General features: G+C 55.7%; 13 protein-coding genes and 4 tRNA genes. All 17 read right to left on the bottom strand.

The window, feature by feature from the left end; genetic code table 11:
- The 17 genes from rpsG to birA all read right to left on the bottom strand — a co-directional run bounded on the left by rpsG (position 1) and on the right by birA (position 15,898).
- On the bottom strand, positions 1-471 hold the full coding sequence (rpsG, locus tag V3W39_RS28370) for a 30S ribosomal protein S7 (protein WP_002555493.1): 471 nt from the start codon (positions 469-471) through the stop codon (positions 1-3).
- A 118-nt stretch (positions 472-589) separates the two neighbouring features.
- The gene (gene rpsL / locus V3W39_RS28375; protein WP_005745987.1) at positions 590-961 is read right to left on the bottom strand and encodes a 30S ribosomal protein S12; all 372 of its coding nucleotides are present in this window, start codon (positions 959-961) and stop codon (positions 590-592) included.
- Positions 962-1,177: 216 nt separating this feature from the next.
- Complete coding sequence (gene rpoC, locus V3W39_RS28380) at positions 1,178-5,377, bottom strand: DNA-directed RNA polymerase subunit beta' (RefSeq protein WP_076016467.1); 4,200 nt, start codon at positions 5,375-5,377, stop codon at positions 1,178-1,180.
- 64 nt (positions 5,378-5,441) lie between these two features.
- Positions 5,442-9,515 (bottom strand): DNA-directed RNA polymerase subunit beta, encoded by a 4,074-nt coding sequence (gene rpoB, locus V3W39_RS28385; protein ID WP_017476319.1) that lies wholly within the window; start codon positions 9,513-9,515, stop codon positions 5,442-5,444.
- A 220-nt stretch (positions 9,516-9,735) separates the two neighbouring features.
- On the bottom strand, positions 9,736-10,101 hold the full coding sequence (gene rplL / locus V3W39_RS28390) for a 50S ribosomal protein L7/L12 (protein ID WP_177046155.1): 366 nt from the start codon (positions 10,099-10,101) through the stop codon (positions 9,736-9,738).
- Positions 10,102-10,179: 78 nt separating this feature from the next.
- The gene (gene rplJ / locus V3W39_RS28395) at positions 10,180-10,680 is read right to left on the bottom strand and encodes a 50S ribosomal protein L10 (protein WP_015886139.1); all 501 of its coding nucleotides are present in this window, start codon (positions 10,678-10,680) and stop codon (positions 10,180-10,182) included.
- Positions 10,681-10,878: 198 nt separating this feature from the next.
- Positions 10,879-11,574, bottom strand: a complete 696-nt coding sequence (gene rplA, locus V3W39_RS28400) for a 50S ribosomal protein L1 (RefSeq protein WP_003176434.1) — start codon at positions 11,572-11,574, stop codon at positions 10,879-10,881.
- Positions 11,574-12,005, bottom strand: coding sequence for a 50S ribosomal protein L11 (gene rplK / locus V3W39_RS28405; RefSeq protein WP_003210097.1), 432 nt, complete (start codon positions 12,003-12,005; stop codon positions 11,574-11,576). Before rplK ends, rplA begins: the two co-directional genes overlap by 1 nt.
- A gap of 117 nt (positions 12,006-12,122) precedes the next feature.
- Positions 12,123-12,656, bottom strand: a complete 534-nt coding sequence (gene nusG, locus V3W39_RS28410; protein WP_003176436.1) for a transcription termination/antitermination protein NusG — start codon at positions 12,654-12,656, stop codon at positions 12,123-12,125.
- Positions 12,657-12,665: 9 nt separating this feature from the next.
- Positions 12,666-13,034: a preprotein translocase subunit SecE gene (gene secE / locus V3W39_RS28415; RefSeq protein ID WP_010174463.1), complete on the bottom strand. Its 369-nt coding sequence runs from the start codon at positions 13,032-13,034 to the stop codon at positions 12,666-12,668.
- A gap of 45 nt (positions 13,035-13,079) precedes the next feature.
- A tRNA-Trp gene (locus V3W39_RS28420) sits at positions 13,080-13,155 on the bottom strand.
- A 163-nt stretch (positions 13,156-13,318) separates the two neighbouring features.
- A tRNA-Thr gene (locus tag V3W39_RS28425) sits at positions 13,319-13,394 on the bottom strand.
- Between the two features lie 26 nt (positions 13,395-13,420).
- Positions 13,421-13,494 (bottom strand) — tRNA-Gly (locus V3W39_RS28430).
- 23 nt (positions 13,495-13,517) lie between these two features.
- Positions 13,518-13,602: transfer RNA gene (locus tag V3W39_RS28435), tRNA-Tyr, on the bottom strand.
- 143 nt (positions 13,603-13,745) lie between these two features.
- Positions 13,746-14,192 carry a hypothetical protein gene (locus tag V3W39_RS28440; RefSeq protein WP_177046157.1) on the bottom strand — a complete coding sequence of 149 codons (447 nt, stop codon included), beginning with the start codon at positions 14,190-14,192 and terminating at the stop codon, positions 13,746-13,748.
- A 7-nt stretch (positions 14,193-14,199) separates the two neighbouring features.
- Entirely contained in the window at positions 14,200-14,949 is a 750-nt protein-coding gene (locus tag V3W39_RS28445; protein ID WP_177046159.1) for a pantothenate kinase, read from the bottom strand.
- On the bottom strand, positions 14,939-15,898 hold the full coding sequence (gene birA / locus V3W39_RS28450; protein WP_330213797.1) for a bifunctional biotin--[acetyl-CoA-carboxylase] ligase/biotin operon repressor BirA: 960 nt from the start codon (positions 15,896-15,898) through the stop codon (positions 14,939-14,941). Before birA ends, V3W39_RS28445 begins: the two co-directional genes overlap by 11 nt.
- Positions 15,899-16,018 lie beyond the last annotated feature (120 nt).

A 16,018-nucleotide genomic window follows, 5' to 3' on the forward strand; every position in this document is an offset into this window, starting at 1 on the left:
TTAGAAGCGGTAGTGCGAGAAAGCTTTGTTAGCTTCAGCCATACGGTGCACGTCTTCACGCTTCTTAACAGCAGCACCTTTACCTTCAGCAGCGTCCAACAGTTCGCCAGCCAAACGCAGGGCCATAGACTTCTCGCCGCGCTTACGGGCGAAGTCTACCAACCAGCGCATTGCCAAAGCGTTACGACGGGACGGGCGAACTTCAACCGGAACCTGGTAAGTAGCACCGCCTACACGGCGCGACTTCACTTCGACCAGCGGAGCGATGGCGTCGAGAGCTTTCTCGAAGATTTCCAGGGGGTCGCTGTTCTTGCGTTCTTTAACCTTTTCCAGCGCGCCATAAACGATACGCTCGGCAACGGCTTTCTTGCCGCTTTCCATCACGTGGTTCATGAACTTGGCCAGAATTTGGCTTCCGTATTTTGGATCGTCAAGCACTTCGCGCTTGGCTGCTACGCGTCTTCTTGGCATGGATAAGCCCTCAAACGGTCTTCAGGTTCGCTCGGAATTAGTGCCCTTTCGGGACGCCTCCGACCTTACTCTTATCGACTCAGAAAATAAGATGATTCAGTTTTACAAAAAGCCGCTACTACTTAGGCTTCTTGGTACCGTACTTCGAACGACCCTGGTTACGACCTTTAACGCCGGAAGTATCCAAGGAGCCGCGTACGGTGTGGTAACGAACACCTGGCAAGTCTCTTACACGACCGCCGCGGATCAGTACCACGCTGTGCTCTTGCAGGTTGTGACCTTCACCACCGATGTACGAGGAAACCTCGAAACCGTTGGTCAGGCGCACACGGCATACTTTACGCAGTGCCGAGTTAGGTTTTTTCGGCGTAGTGGTATACACGCGAGTGCATACGCCACGACGTTGCGGGCAGTTCTGCAGCGCAGGCACGTCGGATTTCTCGACGATACGCTTACGCGGCTGACGTACCAGCTGGTTGATAGTTGCCATCTACTAGCTCCACTGTTGTCTTGCGACGCTATTGTCTTGCAAGAAAAGCAAAATGGCAGGAACGAATTCCCGCCAAATTTAGGGGTACAAGAGTCTAAAGAGGATCTTGTCCCCAGTCAAGGCAAGGCCCCGACCTCCCCCTCCATCGAACCGGGACAAATCTGTCTCGGTCCGACGAACGGGGCTGCCAGGGCCCGGTCTTATTTACTGCAGAACTCAGTTACCGCTTGAGTTCAGTGCTTCGGTCAGTGCAGCTTCCACTTCACTGGCGCTTACGCGCAACGGCTTGTCGAGTTCACGGCGACGCTTACGCTCGCTGTGGTAGGCCAAACCGGTACCGGCCGGGATCAGACGACCCACAACCACGTTTTCTTTCAGGCCGCGCAGGTAATCGCGCTTGCCGGTTACCGCTGCTTCGGTCAGTACGCGGGTAGTCTCCTGGAAGGAGGCCGCCGAGATGAACGACTCAGTGGACAACGACGCCTTGGTGATACCCAGCAACACACGAGTGAATTTGGAAACGAATTTCTCGTCGCCAGCCAGACGCTCGTTCTCTACCAGTACGTGAGTCAGTTCCATCTGGTCGCCCTTGATGAAACTCGAATCGCCGGATTCAGCGATTTCAACTTTACGCAGCATCTGACGCAGGATGGTCTCGATGTGCTTATCGTTGATCTTCACGCCTTGCAGACGGTAAACGTCCTGGATCTCGTTAACGATGTACTTGGCCAGCGCACTCACACCCAGCAGACGCAGGATGTCGTGTGGATCGCTCGGGCCGTCGGAGATAACTTCGCCGCGGTTTACCTGTTCGCCTTCGAAGACGTTCAGGTGACGCCACTTCGGAATCAGCTCTTCATACGGATCGCTACCGTCGTTCGGGGTGATAACCAGACGGCGCTTGCCTTTGGTCTCTTTACCGAACGCGATGGTGCCGCTGACTTCAGCCAGAATCGACGCTTCCTTCGGACGACGAGCTTCGAACAAGTCGGCAACACGCGGCAGACCACCGGTGATGTCACGGGTCTTCGAAGTTTCTTGCGGGATACGAGCGATAACATCACCGATCGCGATCTTCGCACCATCCGCAACACCGACCAGGGCGTTGGCTGGCAGGAAGTACTGAGCGATAACGTCAGTGCCTGGCAGCAACAGATCCTTGCCGTTGTCATCAACCATCTTCACAGCAGGACGGATATCTTTGCCTGCAGCTGGACGGTCTTTTGCGTCGAGTACTTCAATGTTGGTCATACCGGTCAATTCGTCAGTCTGACGCTTGATCGTGATGCCTTCTTCCATGCCCACGTAGGTCACGGTACCTTTCATTTCGGTAACGATTGGGTGAGTGTGCGGATCCCACTTGGCCACGATTGCGCCAGCGTCGACCTTGTCACCTTCTTTAACCGAAATCACAGCACCGTACGGCAGCTTGTAACGCTCACGCTCACGACCGTAGTCATCAGCGATTGCCAGCTCACCGGAACGGGACACAGCAACCAGGTGGCCATCCACTCGCTCAACGTGCTTCAGGTTGTGCAGACGGACGGTACCGCCATTCTTCACCTGAACGCTGTCGGCTGCGGAGGTCCGGCTTGCCGCACCACCAATGTGGAACGTACGCATGGTCAGCTGGGTACCCGGCTCACCGATGGACTGGGCAGCGATAACGCCGACCGCTTCACCGATGTTCACCTGGTGACCACGAGCCAAGTCACGGCCGTAGCACTTGGCGCAAATGCCGTAGCGGGTTTCGCAGCTGATCGGCGAGCGAACAATCACTTCGTCGATGCTGTTGAGTTCGATGAACTCTACCCACTTCTCGTCTACCAGTGTGCCGGCAGGAACGATGATTTCCTCGGTACCTGGCTTGAATACGTCACGGGCGATTACTCGACCCAGTACGCGCTCACCCAACGGCTCTACAACGTCGCCGCCTTCGATGTGCGGAGTCATCAGCAGACCGTGCTCGGTGCCGCAGTCGACTTCAGTCACAACCAAGTCTTGCGCAACGTCTACCAGACGACGAGTCAGGTAACCGGAGTTAGCGGTTTTCAACGCGGTATCCGCCAGACCTTTACGAGCACCGTGAGTCGAGATGAAGTACTGAAGTACGCTCAAGCCTTCACGGAAGTTCGCAGTAATCGGCGTTTCGATGATGGAACCGTCCGGCTTGGCCATCAGGCCACGCATACCGGCGAGCTGACGGATCTGCGCAGCAGAACCCCGTGCGCCCGAGTCGGCCATCATGTACATCGAGTTGAACGACTCTTGATCGACTTCCACGCCATGACGGTCGATAACGCGCTCTTTCGAGAGGTTCGACATCATTGCCTTCGACACTTCGTCGTTGGCCTTGGACCAAAGGTCGATCACTTTGTTGTACTTCTCGCCCTGGGTTACCAGGCCGGAGGCGTACTGGCTTTCGATCTCTTTCACTTCATCGGTAGCAGCACCGATGATGGCGGCTTTCTCGTCCGGGATAACGAAGTCGTTAACACCGATGGAAACGCCGGAAATGGTCGAATAAGCAAAACCGGTGTACATCAACTGGTCAGCGAAGATAACGGTCTCTTTCAAACCAACCACGCGGTAGCACTGGTTGATCAGCTTGGAGATCGCCTTTTTCTTCATTGGCTGGTTGACCACGTCGTACGACAGGCCAGGTGGAACAACCTGGAACAACAGCGCACGGCCGACAGTGGTGTCGACGATACGGGTGTTCTTGACGCTGCCACCGTCACGATCGTTGATGGTTTCGTGGATGCGGACTTTAACCTTGGCGTGCAGTGCGGCTTCGCCGGCACGGAACACACGGTCAACTTCCTGCAGATCCGCGAACACACGACCTTCGCCCTTGGCGTTGATCGCTTCACGAGTCATGTAGTACAGACCCAATACAACGTCCTGCGACGGAACGATGATTGGCTCACCGTTGGCTGGCGACAGAATGTTGTTGGTCGACATCATCAACGCACGCGCTTCCAACTGGGCTTCCAGTGTCAGCGGTACGTGCACGGCCATTTGGTCGCCGTCGAAGTCGGCGTTGTACGCAGCACAGACCAGAGGGTGCAGCTGGATAGCCTTACCTTCGATCAGTACCGGTTCAAACGCCTGGATACCCAGACGGTGAAGGGTCGGTGCACGGTTGAGGAGAACCGGGTGTTCACGGATCACTTCAGCGAGAACGTCCCAAACCTCTGGCAGTTCGCGCTCGACCATTTTCTTGGCGGCTTTGATGGTAGTCGCGAGACCACGCATTTCCAGCTTGCCGAAAATGAACGGTTTGAACAGCTCCAGAGCCATCTTCTTAGGCAGACCGCACTGGTGCAGACGCAGGGTCGGGCCTACGGTAATTACCGAACGACCGGAGTAGTCAACACGCTTACCGAGCAAGTTCTGACGGAAACGGCCTTGCTTACCCTTGATCATGTCAGCCAGGGATTTCAGAGGACGCTTGTTCGAACCGGTGATAGCGCGGCCACGACGACCGTTGTCGAGCAAGGCATCGACAGCTTCTTGCAACATACGCTTTTCGTTGCGCACGATGATGTCCGGAGCGGACAGATCAAGCAGGCGCTTCAAGCGGTTGTTACGGTTGATCACGCGACGGTACAGGTCGTTGAGGTCGGAAGTCGCGAAGCGACCACCATCCAACGGTACCAGCGGACGCAGGTCTGGCGGCAGAACCGGCAGAACGGTCAGCACCATCCACTCTGGCAGGTTGCCGGAACCCTGGAAGGCTTCCATCAACTTCAGACGCTTGGACAGCTTCTTGATCTTGGTTTCGGAGTTAGTTTGCGGAATTTCTTCACGCAGACGGCCAATCTCGTGTTCCAGGTCGATAGCGTGCAGCAGTTCACGGACAGCTTCGGCACCCATGCGGGCATCGAAATCGTCGCCGAACTCTTCCAGCGCTTCGAAGTACTGCTCGTCGTTGAGCAGCTGACCTTTTTCAAGGGTGGTCATGCCTGGATCGATAACGACATAGCTCTCGAAGTAGAGAACGCGTTCGATATCACGCAGGGTCATGTCCATCAGCAAGCCGATACGGGACGGCAGCGATTTCAGGAACCAGATGTGGGCAACCGGCGAAGCCAGTTCGATGTGCGCCATGCGCTCACGACGAACCTTGGCCAGTGCAACTTCAACGCCGCACTTCTCGCAGATCACACCACGGTGCTTCAAGCGCTTGTACTTACCGCACAGGCACTCGTAATCCTTTACCGGGCCAAAGATCTTGGCGCAGAACAGGCCGTCACGTTCTGGTTTGAACGTACGGTAGTTGATGGTTTCCGGCTTTTTAACTTCACCGAACGACCACGAACGGATCATCTCAGGCGATGCCAATCCAATACGGATGGCGTCGAACTCTTCGACTTGACCCTGGTTTTTCAGCAAATTCAGTAGGTCTTTCAAGGCCTTTCCTCCTGGCGGAGCAGAGAGCGGGCTAAACAGCCCCGCTCTCGATTCGCGTCACGTGTTATTCGGTTTCCAGATCGATATCGATGCCGAGGGAACGAATTTCTTTGATCAACACGTTGAAGGACTCGGGCATGCCCGGCTCCATACGGTGATCGCCGTCCACGATGTTTTTGTACATCTTGGTCCGACCGTTCACATCGTCCGACTTCACTGTGAGCATTTCTTGCAGAGTGTAAGCAGCACCGTATGCTTCCAGTGCCCAGACCTCCATCTCCCCGAAACGCTGACCACCGAACTGAGCCTTACCACCCAGCGGCTGCTGGGTAACCAGGCTGTACGAACCGGTAGAACGAGCGTGCATCTTGTCGTCTACCAAGTGGTTCAGCTTCAGCATGTACATGTAGCCAACAGTAACCGGGCGCTCAAACTTGTTGCCGGTACGGCCGTCGAACAGCTGCATCTGGCCGCTTTCTGGCAGGTCTGCCAGTTTCAGCATGGCCTTGATTTCGCTTTCCTTGGCACCGTCGAACACCGGGGTAGCCATTGGAACGCCGCCGCGCAGGTTCTTCGCCAGATCCAGGATTTCCTGGTCGGAGAAGGTGTCCAGCTCTTCGTTGCGACCGCCGATCTCGTTGTAGATCTCGTGCAGGAACTTGCGCAGGTCAGCAACCTTGCGCTGCTCTTCGATCATACGGTTGATCTTCTCGCCCAGACCTTTGGCCGCGAGGCCCAGGTGGGTTTCAAGGATCTGACCAACGTTCATACGCGAAGGTACGCCCAGCGGGTTGAGGACGACGTCGACCGGGGTGCCATTGGCATCGTGCGGCATGTCTTCAACCGGCATGATCACGGAGACCACACCTTTGTTACCGTGACGACCGGCCATCTTGTCGCCCGGCTGGATGCGGCGACGGATTGCCAGGTAAACCTTGACGATTTTCAGCACGCCTGGAGCCAGGTCATCGCCCTGCTGCAGTTTGCGCTTCTTGTCTTCGAACTTGTCGTCCAGCAGACGGCGACGATCAACGATGTAGGCCTGGGCCTTCTCGAGCTGCTCGTTCAGAGCATCTTCAGCCATGCGCAGTTTGAACCACTGGCCGTGCTCAAGACCGTCGAGTACTTCGTCGGTGATGTCCTGACCTTTCTTCAGACCTGCGCCGCCTTCAGCCTTGTGGCCTACCAGGGCGGAACGCAGACGTTCGAAGGTCGCGCCTTCAACGATACGGAACTCTTCGTTCAGGTCCTTGCGGATCTCGTCGAGTTGAGTCTTCTCGATGGACAGTGCACGAGCATCACGCTCAACGCCGTCACGGGTGAAGACCTGTACGTCGATGACAGTGCCCTTGGTACCGGTAGGTACGCGCAGGGAGGTGTCTTTAACGTCGCTGGCTTTTTCACCGAAGATGGCACGCAACAGCTTCTCTTCCGGAGTCAGTTGGGTCTCGCCTTTCGGAGTGACCTTACCCACCAGAATGTCGCCTGCGCCAACTTCAGCACCTACGTAAACGATACCGGCTTCGTCCAGCTTGTTCAGTGCAGCTTCACCCACGTTCGGGATGTCTGCAGTGATTTCCTCTGGCCCAAGCTTGGTGTCACGCGCCACACAGGTCAGTTCCTGAATGTGGATCGTGGTGAAGCGATCTTCCTGAACCACACGCTCGGACAGGCAGATGGAGTCTTCGAAGTTGTAACCGTTCCAGGCCATGAACGCGATGCGCATGTTCTGGCCCAGTGCCAGCTCACCCATATCGGTGGACGGACCGTCTGCCATGATGTCGCTGCGCTGAACCCGATCACCCTTGCTCACCAGCGGACGCTGGTTGATGCAGGTGTTCTGGTTGGAGCGGGTGTATTTGGTCAGGTTGTAGATGTCGACACCGGCTTCGCCAGTTTCAACTTCGTCATCGGCAACACGAACCACGATACGGCTGGCATCAACGGAGTCGATTACGCCGCCACGACGAGCCACGACGCAAACGCCGGAGTCACGAGCTACGTTACGCTCCATGCCGGTACCTACCAGCGGCTTGTCAGCACGCAGGGTCGGTACAGCTTGACGCTGCATGTTGGAACCCATCAACGCACGGTTGGCGTCATCGTGTTCCAGGAACGGGATCAGCGACGCTGCAACCGAAACTACCTGCTTCGGCGATACGTCCATCAAGGTGACGTCTTCCGGCGCCTTGACGGTGAACTCGTTCAAGTGACGAACAGCTACCAGCTCGTCGATCAGCATTTTCTTGTCGTTCATCGTGGCCGAGGCCTGAGCGATCACATGATCGGCTTCTTCGATGGCGGACAGGAACACGATCTCGTCGGTGACCAGTGCGTCTTTCACCACACGGTACGGGCTCTCGAGGAAGCCGTACTGGTTGGTGCGCGCATAGGCGGCCAGGGAGTTGATCAGGCCGATGTTCGGACCTTCCGGCGTTTCAATCGGGCATACACGACCGTAGTGAGTCGGGTGTACGTCACGAACTTCAAAGCCTGCACGCTCACGAGTCAGACCGCCCGGGCCCAGTGCGGAAACACGGCGCTTGTGGGTGATCTCGGAGAGCGGGTTGTTCTGGTCCATGAACTGCGAGAGCTGGCTGGAACCGAAGAACTCTTTCACCGCCGCAGCCACTGGCTTGGCGTTGATCAGGTCTTGCGGCATCAGGCCTTCGCTTTCGGCCATCGACAGACGCTCTTTGACCGCACGCTCAACACGTACCAGGCCAACGCGGAACTGGTTCTCGGCCATTTCGCCTACGCAGCGAACACGACGGTTACCCAGGTGGTCGATGTCATCGACGATGCCTTTACCGTTACGGATGTCGACCAGGGTCTTCAGTACCGCGACGATATCTTCCTTGCACAACACGCCCGAACCTTCGATCTCGGTACGACCGATACGACGGTTGAACTTCATCCGGCCGACCGCAGACAGGTCATAGCGCTCAGGGCTGAAGAACAGGTTGTTGAACAGGGTCTCGGCAGCGTCTTTGGTTGGTGGCTCGCCAGGACGCATCATGCGATAGATCTCGACCAGCGCTTCCAATTGGTTGCTGGTGGAGTCGATCTTCAGGGTGTCGGAGACGAACGGACCGCAGTCGATGTCGTTGGTGTACAGGGTCTCGATGCGAACGACCTGGGACTTGGCGATTTTTGCCAGGATCTCGGTGTTCAGCTCGGTGTTGCATTCAGCCAGGATTTCGCCAGTGGCCGGGTGCACGATGACCTTGGCGGTGGTGCGACCCAGGACGTAGTCCAGAGGCACTTCCAGCGTCTTGATACCGGCTTTTTCGATCTGGTTGATGTGGCGCGCGGTAATACGGCGGCCGGCTTCAACGATGACCTTGCCTTTTTCGTCCTGGATGTCCAGGACCGCAATCTCACCACGCAGGCGCTGAGGCACCAGTTCCAGGCTGAGGGTTTCGCCGCTCAGGTGGAATACGTTAGTGGTGTAGAAGGCATCCAGCACTTGCTCAGTGGTATAGCCGAGCGCGCGCAGCAGTACCGAGGCCGGCAGCTTGCGACGACGGTCGATACGCACGAACACGCAGTCTTTCGGGTCGAACTCGAAGTCCAACCACGAACCACGGTACGGAATGATCCGCGCGGAGTACAGGAGCTTGCCGGAGCTGTGCGTCTTGCCGCGGTCGTGGTCGAAGAACACGCCCGGGGAACGGTGCAGCTGGGAAACGATAACGCGCTCGGTACCGTTGATAACGAAGGTACCGTTCTCAGTCATCAGGGGGATTTCACCCATGTAGACTTCTTGCTCTTTGATGTCCTTGATCGCTTTGTTCGACGACTCTTTGTCGAAAATGATCAGGCGGACTTTTACCCGCAAAGGTACGGCGTACGTAACACCGCGCAACACGCATTCTTTGACATCAAATGCCGGTTCGCCCAGGCGATAACCGACGTACTCCAGCGCAGCATTGCCGGAGTAGCTGATGATCGGGAAAACGGATTTGAAGGCCGCATGCAGGCCCACGTCGCGGAACTGATCTTTGGTCGCTCCCGCCTGCAAGAATTCACGATACGAATCCAGCTGGATAGCCAGAAGGTACGGGACATCCATGACGTCCGGCAACTTGCTAAAGTCCTTGCGGATACGTTTTTTCTCAGTATATGAGTAAGCCATCAGCGTTCCCCAGCTTGGTCACCTGCTTGTTTGGCCCCTCCCGACGGGAGCAGCCAGAAAATCTTGCAAACCCCATGGTTTGCGCCACCGCATCGGGTGGTTACAGCGCGTTAGAGGCGACGACCGAGTCGATTGCCAATAACGGAAAAAGGCCGGTGGCAAGAGCCACCAGCCATCAGCCTTCAGCTTAACGCTTGGGCTGGAGACGCAAGGTCGATGCTTACTTCAGCTCGACTTTAGCGCCTGCTTCTTCCAGCACTGCTTTAGCTTTGTCAGCTGCGTCTTTCGACACTGCTTCCAGAACCTGGGCAGGGGCGCCGTCAACTACTGCCTTGGCTTCTTTCAGGCCCAGACCGGTCAGTTCACGTACTGCCTTGATCACGTTTACTTTCTTCTCGCCAGCTTCCAGCAGCATGACGTTGAATTCGGTTTGCTCTTCAACAACGGCAGCAGCAGCAGCTGGACCGGCGGAAGCAGCGGCAGCGGAAACGCCGAATTTTTCTTCGAAAGCTTTGATCAGCTCAACAACCTGCAGAACCGACATTTCAGCTACGGCGTTGAGGATATCGTCTTGGGAGATAGACATTGCTGTAATTCCTGAATTGGGGGACGGCCTACGCGGCCATCGAAATAAACAAAAATACGCGAGAGGAGTTGCTCAGCCTTAGGCTGCGGCAGCTTCTTTTTGCTCGCGAACTGCGGCCAGAGTACGAGCCAACTTGCTGGTAGCGCCTTGAATCACGCTCATCAGCTGAGAAATAGCTTCGTTACGGGTCGGCAGTGTTGCCAGTACGTCGATTTGGTTAGCTGCGAGGAACTTGCCCTCGAACGCAGCTGCCTTGATCTCGAACTTGTCCTGACCCTTGGCGAATTCCTTGAACAAACGGGCAGCAGCGCCTGGATGATCAGTGGAGAACGCAATCAGGGTCGGGCCGGTGAACACGTCGTTGAGGACACTGTATTCAGTGTCAGCAACAGCGCGCTTGAGCAGGGTGTTACGTACAACACGTACGTATACGCCAGCTTCACGAGCCTCTTTACGGAGTCCGGTCATAGCGCTTACTGTCACACCACGGGCATCAGCCACGACAGCGGACAGAGCAGCTTTGGCAGCCTCGTTGACTTCAGCGACGATGGCCTTCTTGTCTTCGAGATTAATTGCCACGGGTTTAACTCCTGCTTGTTACCGTTTCATCTGGCCTGGGCCGGATGTCGTTTTGGTGTCTGATTCGGTAAGGAACCGGGAGCACCATCTGCGTAGGCTTGTGGTTTAAGACTTTCGCCGCCTACGGTCTTGGATAGCCCCCGCCAGGCAGGGACCCCAATCTTTCAACTCACGCAATTACTTGCGCCAGTTTGTGTCTTATACGTCCAGCGAGCCTTGGTCGATGACCAGACCTGGGCCCATAGTGGTGCTCAGGGTAACGCGCTTGACGTAGATACCTTTCGAGGAAGCTGGCTTGATACGCTTCAGATCAGCGATCAGGGCTTCAACGTTTTCCTTCAGCTTGACGGCATCAAAGCCGACTTTGCCAACGGAGGTGTGAATGATGCCGTTTTTGTCGGTGCGATAACGAACCTGACCAGCCTTGGCGTTTTTAACCGCGGTAGCTACGTCTGGAGTTACGGTGCCGACTTTAGGGTTAGGCATCAGACCACGTGGACCGAGGATCTGGCCCAACTGACCTACAACGCGCATTGCATCCGGGGAAGCAATTACGACGTCATAGTTCAGGTCGCCGCCTTTCATTTCGGCAGCCAGGTCGTCCATGCCAACGCGATCAGCGCCGGCGGCCAGAGCAGCTTCAGCTGCTGGGCCTTGGGTGAAGACAGCAACACGTACAGTCTTGCCAGTACCGTGTGGCAGCACAGTAGCGCTACGAACGACCTGGTCGGATTTACGTGGGTCAACGCCCAGGTTTACAGCAACGTCAACAGACTCGCTGAACTTGACAGTCGACAGCTCGGTCAGCAGAGCAGCAGCGTCTACAAAGTTGTAGGACTTGCCCGCTTCGATTTTGCCGGCGATAGCCTTTTGGCGCTTGGTCAGCTTAGCCATTACACACCCTCCACGTTAAGGCCCATGCTACGAGCAGAACCGGCGATGGTACGCACGGCTGCATCCATATCAGCTGCAGTCAGATCCGCGTTTTTGGTTTTCGCGATTTCTTCCAGCTGAGCACGGGTCACGGTGCCAACCTTAACGGTGTTAGGACGAGCGGAACCGCTAGTCAGACCAGCAGCTTTCTTCAACAGAACCGAAGCCGGGGTCGACTTGGTTTCGAAGGTGAAGCTACGGTCGCTGTATACAGTGATGATCACTGGAGTCGGCAGACCTGGCTCAATACCCTGAGTACGGGCGTTGAAGGCCTTGCAGAATTCCATGATGTTCACGCCGTGCTGACCCAGAGCTGGACCAACAGGTGGGCTTGGGTTGGCCTGAGCGGCCTTCACTTGCAGCTTGATGTAAGCGGTAATCTTCTTGGCCATGAGGCACTCCAATTACGGGTTCGAACGCCTCGAAAGGCTCCCCGGTTACTTGCGCGTTTATCCCAGTGACGACAAAACCCCACAGCCTAAGGCTGCGGGGTTGGGATGCTTGCTCAGCTAGACTTTTTCGACCTGGCTGAACTCTAGCTCTACCGGAGTAGAGCGACCGAAAATGAGCACCGCCACTTGGATCCGGCTCTTTTCGTAGTTAACTTCTTCGACAGTGCCGTTAAAATCTGCAAACGGACCATCTGTGACACGAACAACCTCGCCCGGCTCGAACAACGTCTTCGGCTTAGGCTTGTCGCTACCGTCAGCAACACGACGCAGAATCGCCTCTGCCTCTTTATCGGTGATCGGAGCAGGCTTATCAGCGGTACCGCCGATGAAACCCATGACGCGAGGAGTGTCCTTGACCAAGTGCCAAGTACCCTCATTCATGTCCATTTGAACCAGCACGTAGCCAGGGAAGAACTTGCGCTCGCTTTTGCGTTTCTGGCCATTACGCATTTCAACCACTTCTTCAGTGGGAACCAGAATTTCGCCGAAGCCATCTTCCATGCCTGCCAGCTTTACGCGCTCTAGCAAAGAGCGCATGACATGCTTCTCGTAACCCGAGTAAGCATGCACAACGTACCAACGCTTAGCCACGGGACACCCTTAGCCAACAATCAAGGAAACAAGCCAGCCGAGCAGGGAATCAAGCCCCCACAACAGCAACGCCATAACCAGAACAACAGCTACCACGATCAACGTGGTCTGCGTGGTTTCTTGGCGAGTCGGCCAAACGACTTTACGGATCTCGGTACGAGCTTCCTTTACCAGTACCGCAAACGACTTGCCTTTTGCAGTCTGCAGGCCAACAAAGGCAGCGACAGCAGCAAGGGCGAGCAATGCGAGAACGCGGTACAGGATCGGCGACGCAGAGTAGTACTGGTTGCCAACAACGCCTACGACCACAATAGCGACTACTACCAGCCACTTGAGCAGATCGAAGCGAGAGCCTTGAGCTTCAGCCTTAGGAGTCATCTATGAAGATCCTGTGAAAAGAAAGCCAGATACACCAAGTGAATCTGGCAGGTCAGGAGGGAATCGAACCCCCAACCTACGGTTTTGGAGACCGTCGCTCTGCCAATTGAGCTACTGACCTAAAACAAAATCAGGCCGACAATTATGCCGATCTGAAAAAGACTTTACAACAACAAACCCCTGCAGACCTGAAACGAACCCAGACAAGACAACGAAAGAGAGCAGAATCAACCAGAGGAAGCTGTTAAAACAAAGGCAGATATTTTCATATCTGCCTTGTTATATGGAGCTCTTGAGCGGATTTGAACCGCTGACCTCACCCTTACCAAGGGTGTGCTCTACCAACTGAGCTACAAGAGCGAAACAACTTGCACAACCTGCAAACTTGGAGCGGGTAGCGGGAATCGAACCCGCATCATCAGCTTGGAAGGCTGAGGTTCTACCACTAAACTATACCCGCGGAGCTTGCAGCTCACGCTAAAATGGTGGAGGGGGAAGGATTCGAACCTTCGAAGTCGTAGACGTCAGATTTACAGTCTGATCCCTTTGGCCGCTCGGGAACCCCTCCTAAGCGAGCCGGCATTCTACATCATGCCAGCCTTCTGTCAAGCATTTTCTCATTAAAAAATATGAGGTTAGCTGCGTTGACCTTCGCTTCACCCTGTCGACCCAAGAGGTCTTCACTGCGAAGCGGGCGCCATTCTATGCAAACTATTCGAAGGTTGCAATGCCTTCGCACGGCATTATTTTATGTTTTAACTCATTGAATTCATTAGCAAGGTTTTCGAAGGGCAGATCATCGGCCAGACGCCGGCTTTCTGGGGCTACTCGCAGCCAGTATCCCGAAGCGTCCGGCAGGTTCAGAGATTGCAGCTTGACCTTGATATCCAGGCTTGTGAGGCGCTGCTCAACGGACTGAACCTCTTTTTGATCAGTCAGGCCGCCGATGTACAGGCACGCCGCCTGCGCCTCGGGAGCTTTTGCCCTGTCTCGCCGCACCATGGCATCAGCCGACTCGCTTAACAGCCGAATATCTTGCTGAGAACCACGGTAGAGCGCCAAAGGCGTGACATCTTTAGCCCTCAACGGGGCTTCCTGCTGATGCCAGATGTAATAGAAGACATTGAGGACCAGCAAAAGCAGAAACAGCCAACGCATAAAAACCTCAGGACAAAGGGCAAGCCATCGCCAGGCCAACAAAAACCAGATCAGGGACGAGCCTTCCGTGAGGCACCGCATCCGCCACCAGCTCGGCATCTCCACCGGTAAGGAAGACGGTGAAGTCGGCGCCCCAATAGCTACGAGCCAACTCCAACTGAGTGAGCACAAACCCTCTCAGCATAAGCGTACAGCCGCGCTCTACCGCCTCTACAGTTGTACGGCCCGGAGACAGGGCCTCAAGGGCACGCTCAGCAGCAATATCGTCATAGCGTATTTTGCGGGTATGCGTTCGTAACTGGTTACGCATAAGCGGCATACCGGGACAAATAAAGCCTCCGAGATGCTCGCCGTCCGCGGAAATAAAGTCCGCGGTCGCTGCGGTGCCAAAATCGAGCACCAGGCACGCGCCCGACGCCAACTGAAAACCACCCAACATAGCGAGCCAACGATCCAGGCCCAGGCGCTCAAAGTCTTCATACCCGTTCCGCACCCCGCCCATCTGCCTTGCTGAGGCAGCACAGAAAACTTTGACGCCAAACGCTTCTACCAGGGTAGCGACCAGTTGATTCGTCTCATCCGAGGCACGAACACTCACCAAACGACAATCCTTTAACGCAAGCCCCGTGAGCGCGAACAGGCTATCGATCAGAGAGGCATCCGACCCAACGACACCCTCTGCAAAGATGCGCGCCCTATCCGACTCAAGCACTCGCCATTTTATAAAGCTATTCCCACAGTCGAGCTCAAGAATCATCACGCAGCCTCAGGCTTAACTCACCACCGCTATATACTTTTTCAACACCACCCACGCTTAACCGTAGCGCACCATGCCCGTCGATCCCCACTACCACTCCGTCAACCTGATTCACGCCGGCAATGAGCGATACAGGCCGTCCCTGCCATAAATGGTTCTGCTCCCATTCACCCTGGATAGCGGAAAAGCCAGATGCCTGGTGACGCTCAAGATAAGCCTGCAATTGTGCGCTCAGGCGCGCTACCAGGTAGTTACGATCAACAGCACTGCCACCCTCCAACTGGAGAGAAGTCCATTGCTGATCAACCTCATCCGCCTTCTGCATATTCACGTTAATGCCGATACCAAGGACGACATGGCACACATCGGCAGGATCCCCAACCAGCTCCAGGAGAATCCCGGCGATCTTTTTCTGCCCTACCAATACATCATTTGGCCACTTCAACCCGGCATTACGAACACCCGCATCCCTCAGGGCCTGCAGAACCGCCAATCCGACTACCAGGCTTAAGCCCTCCAACTGGCGCATACCGCCATCGATCCGCAGCACGAGACTGTAGTAGACGTTTTGAGCGAAAGGACTGACCCACTTTCGCCCTCGCCTTCCCCGGCCGGCAGTTTGCTGCTCTGAAAGCACGAGAAACGGCGCGGCGCGACCCGCCTCGATTAGGCGCAATGCTTCGGCATTGGTAGAGTCAATGGAGTCAAAGATACGAACAGGCCATGCAGGAACCGGCACATGCCGAGCAATTTCATCGGCGCTTAACAACACCAGAGGCGAAGCCAACTGATACCCCCTGCCGCGGACCTTATGAATAGGTAGATTCAATTCCGCCTCGAGATGCTGAAGCTGCTTCCATACAGCACTGCGACTGACACCCAGGGCAGCACCAAGCGCTTCCCCGGAGTGGAATCGACCATCTTTTAGAAGTTTCAACAACGTCAGCATGCAAGTCTCGCCTCACAATGAGGCAGGCATGATAGCCATGCATAAGGCCATTGCATAGAAATGGCAGGACTTTAGCGTTGAAGATGCCTGAAGGCGGTCGCCATACTTTTCGACCGCCCA

The sequence above is a fragment of the Pseudomonas sp. Z18(2022) genome (assembly GCF_036346535.1).
Lineage (GTDB): Bacteria > Pseudomonadota > Gammaproteobacteria > Pseudomonadales > Pseudomonadaceae > Aquipseudomonas > Aquipseudomonas yamanorum_A.

Coding starts and splice junctions, on each gene's coding strand:
- secE (WP_010174463.1), bottom strand. CDS start 13,034: ATGACTCCTAAGGCTGAAGCTCAAGGCTCTCGCTTCGATCTGCTCAAG.
- V3W39_RS28440 (WP_177046157.1), bottom strand. CDS start 14,192: ATGCGTTGGCTGTTTCTGCTTTTGCTGGTCCTCAATGTCTTCTATTAC.
- rplK (WP_003210097.1), bottom strand. CDS start 12,005: ATGGCCAAGAAGATTACCGCTTACATCAAGCTGCAAGTGAAGGCCGCT.
- rpsG (WP_002555493.1), bottom strand. CDS start 471: ATGCCAAGAAGACGCGTAGCAGCCAAGCGCGAAGTGCTTGACGATCCA.
- rplL (WP_177046155.1), bottom strand. CDS start 10,101: ATGTCTATCTCCCAAGACGATATCCTCAACGCCGTAGCTGAAATGTCG.
- V3W39_RS28445 (WP_177046159.1), bottom strand. CDS start 14,949: ATGATTCTTGAGCTCGACTGTGGGAATAGCTTTATAAAATGGCGAGTG.
- rplA (WP_003176434.1), bottom strand. CDS start 11,574: ATGGCTAAGCTGACCAAGCGCCAAAAGGCTATCGCCGGCAAAATCGAA.
- birA (WP_330213797.1), bottom strand. CDS start 15,898: ATGCTGACGTTGTTGAAACTTCTAAAAGATGGTCGATTCCACTCCGGG.
- rpoB (WP_017476319.1), bottom strand. CDS start 9,515: ATGGCTTACTCATATACTGAGAAAAAACGTATCCGCAAGGACTTTAGC.
- rpsL (WP_005745987.1), bottom strand. CDS start 961: ATGGCAACTATCAACCAGCTGGTACGTCAGCCGCGTAAGCGTATCGTC.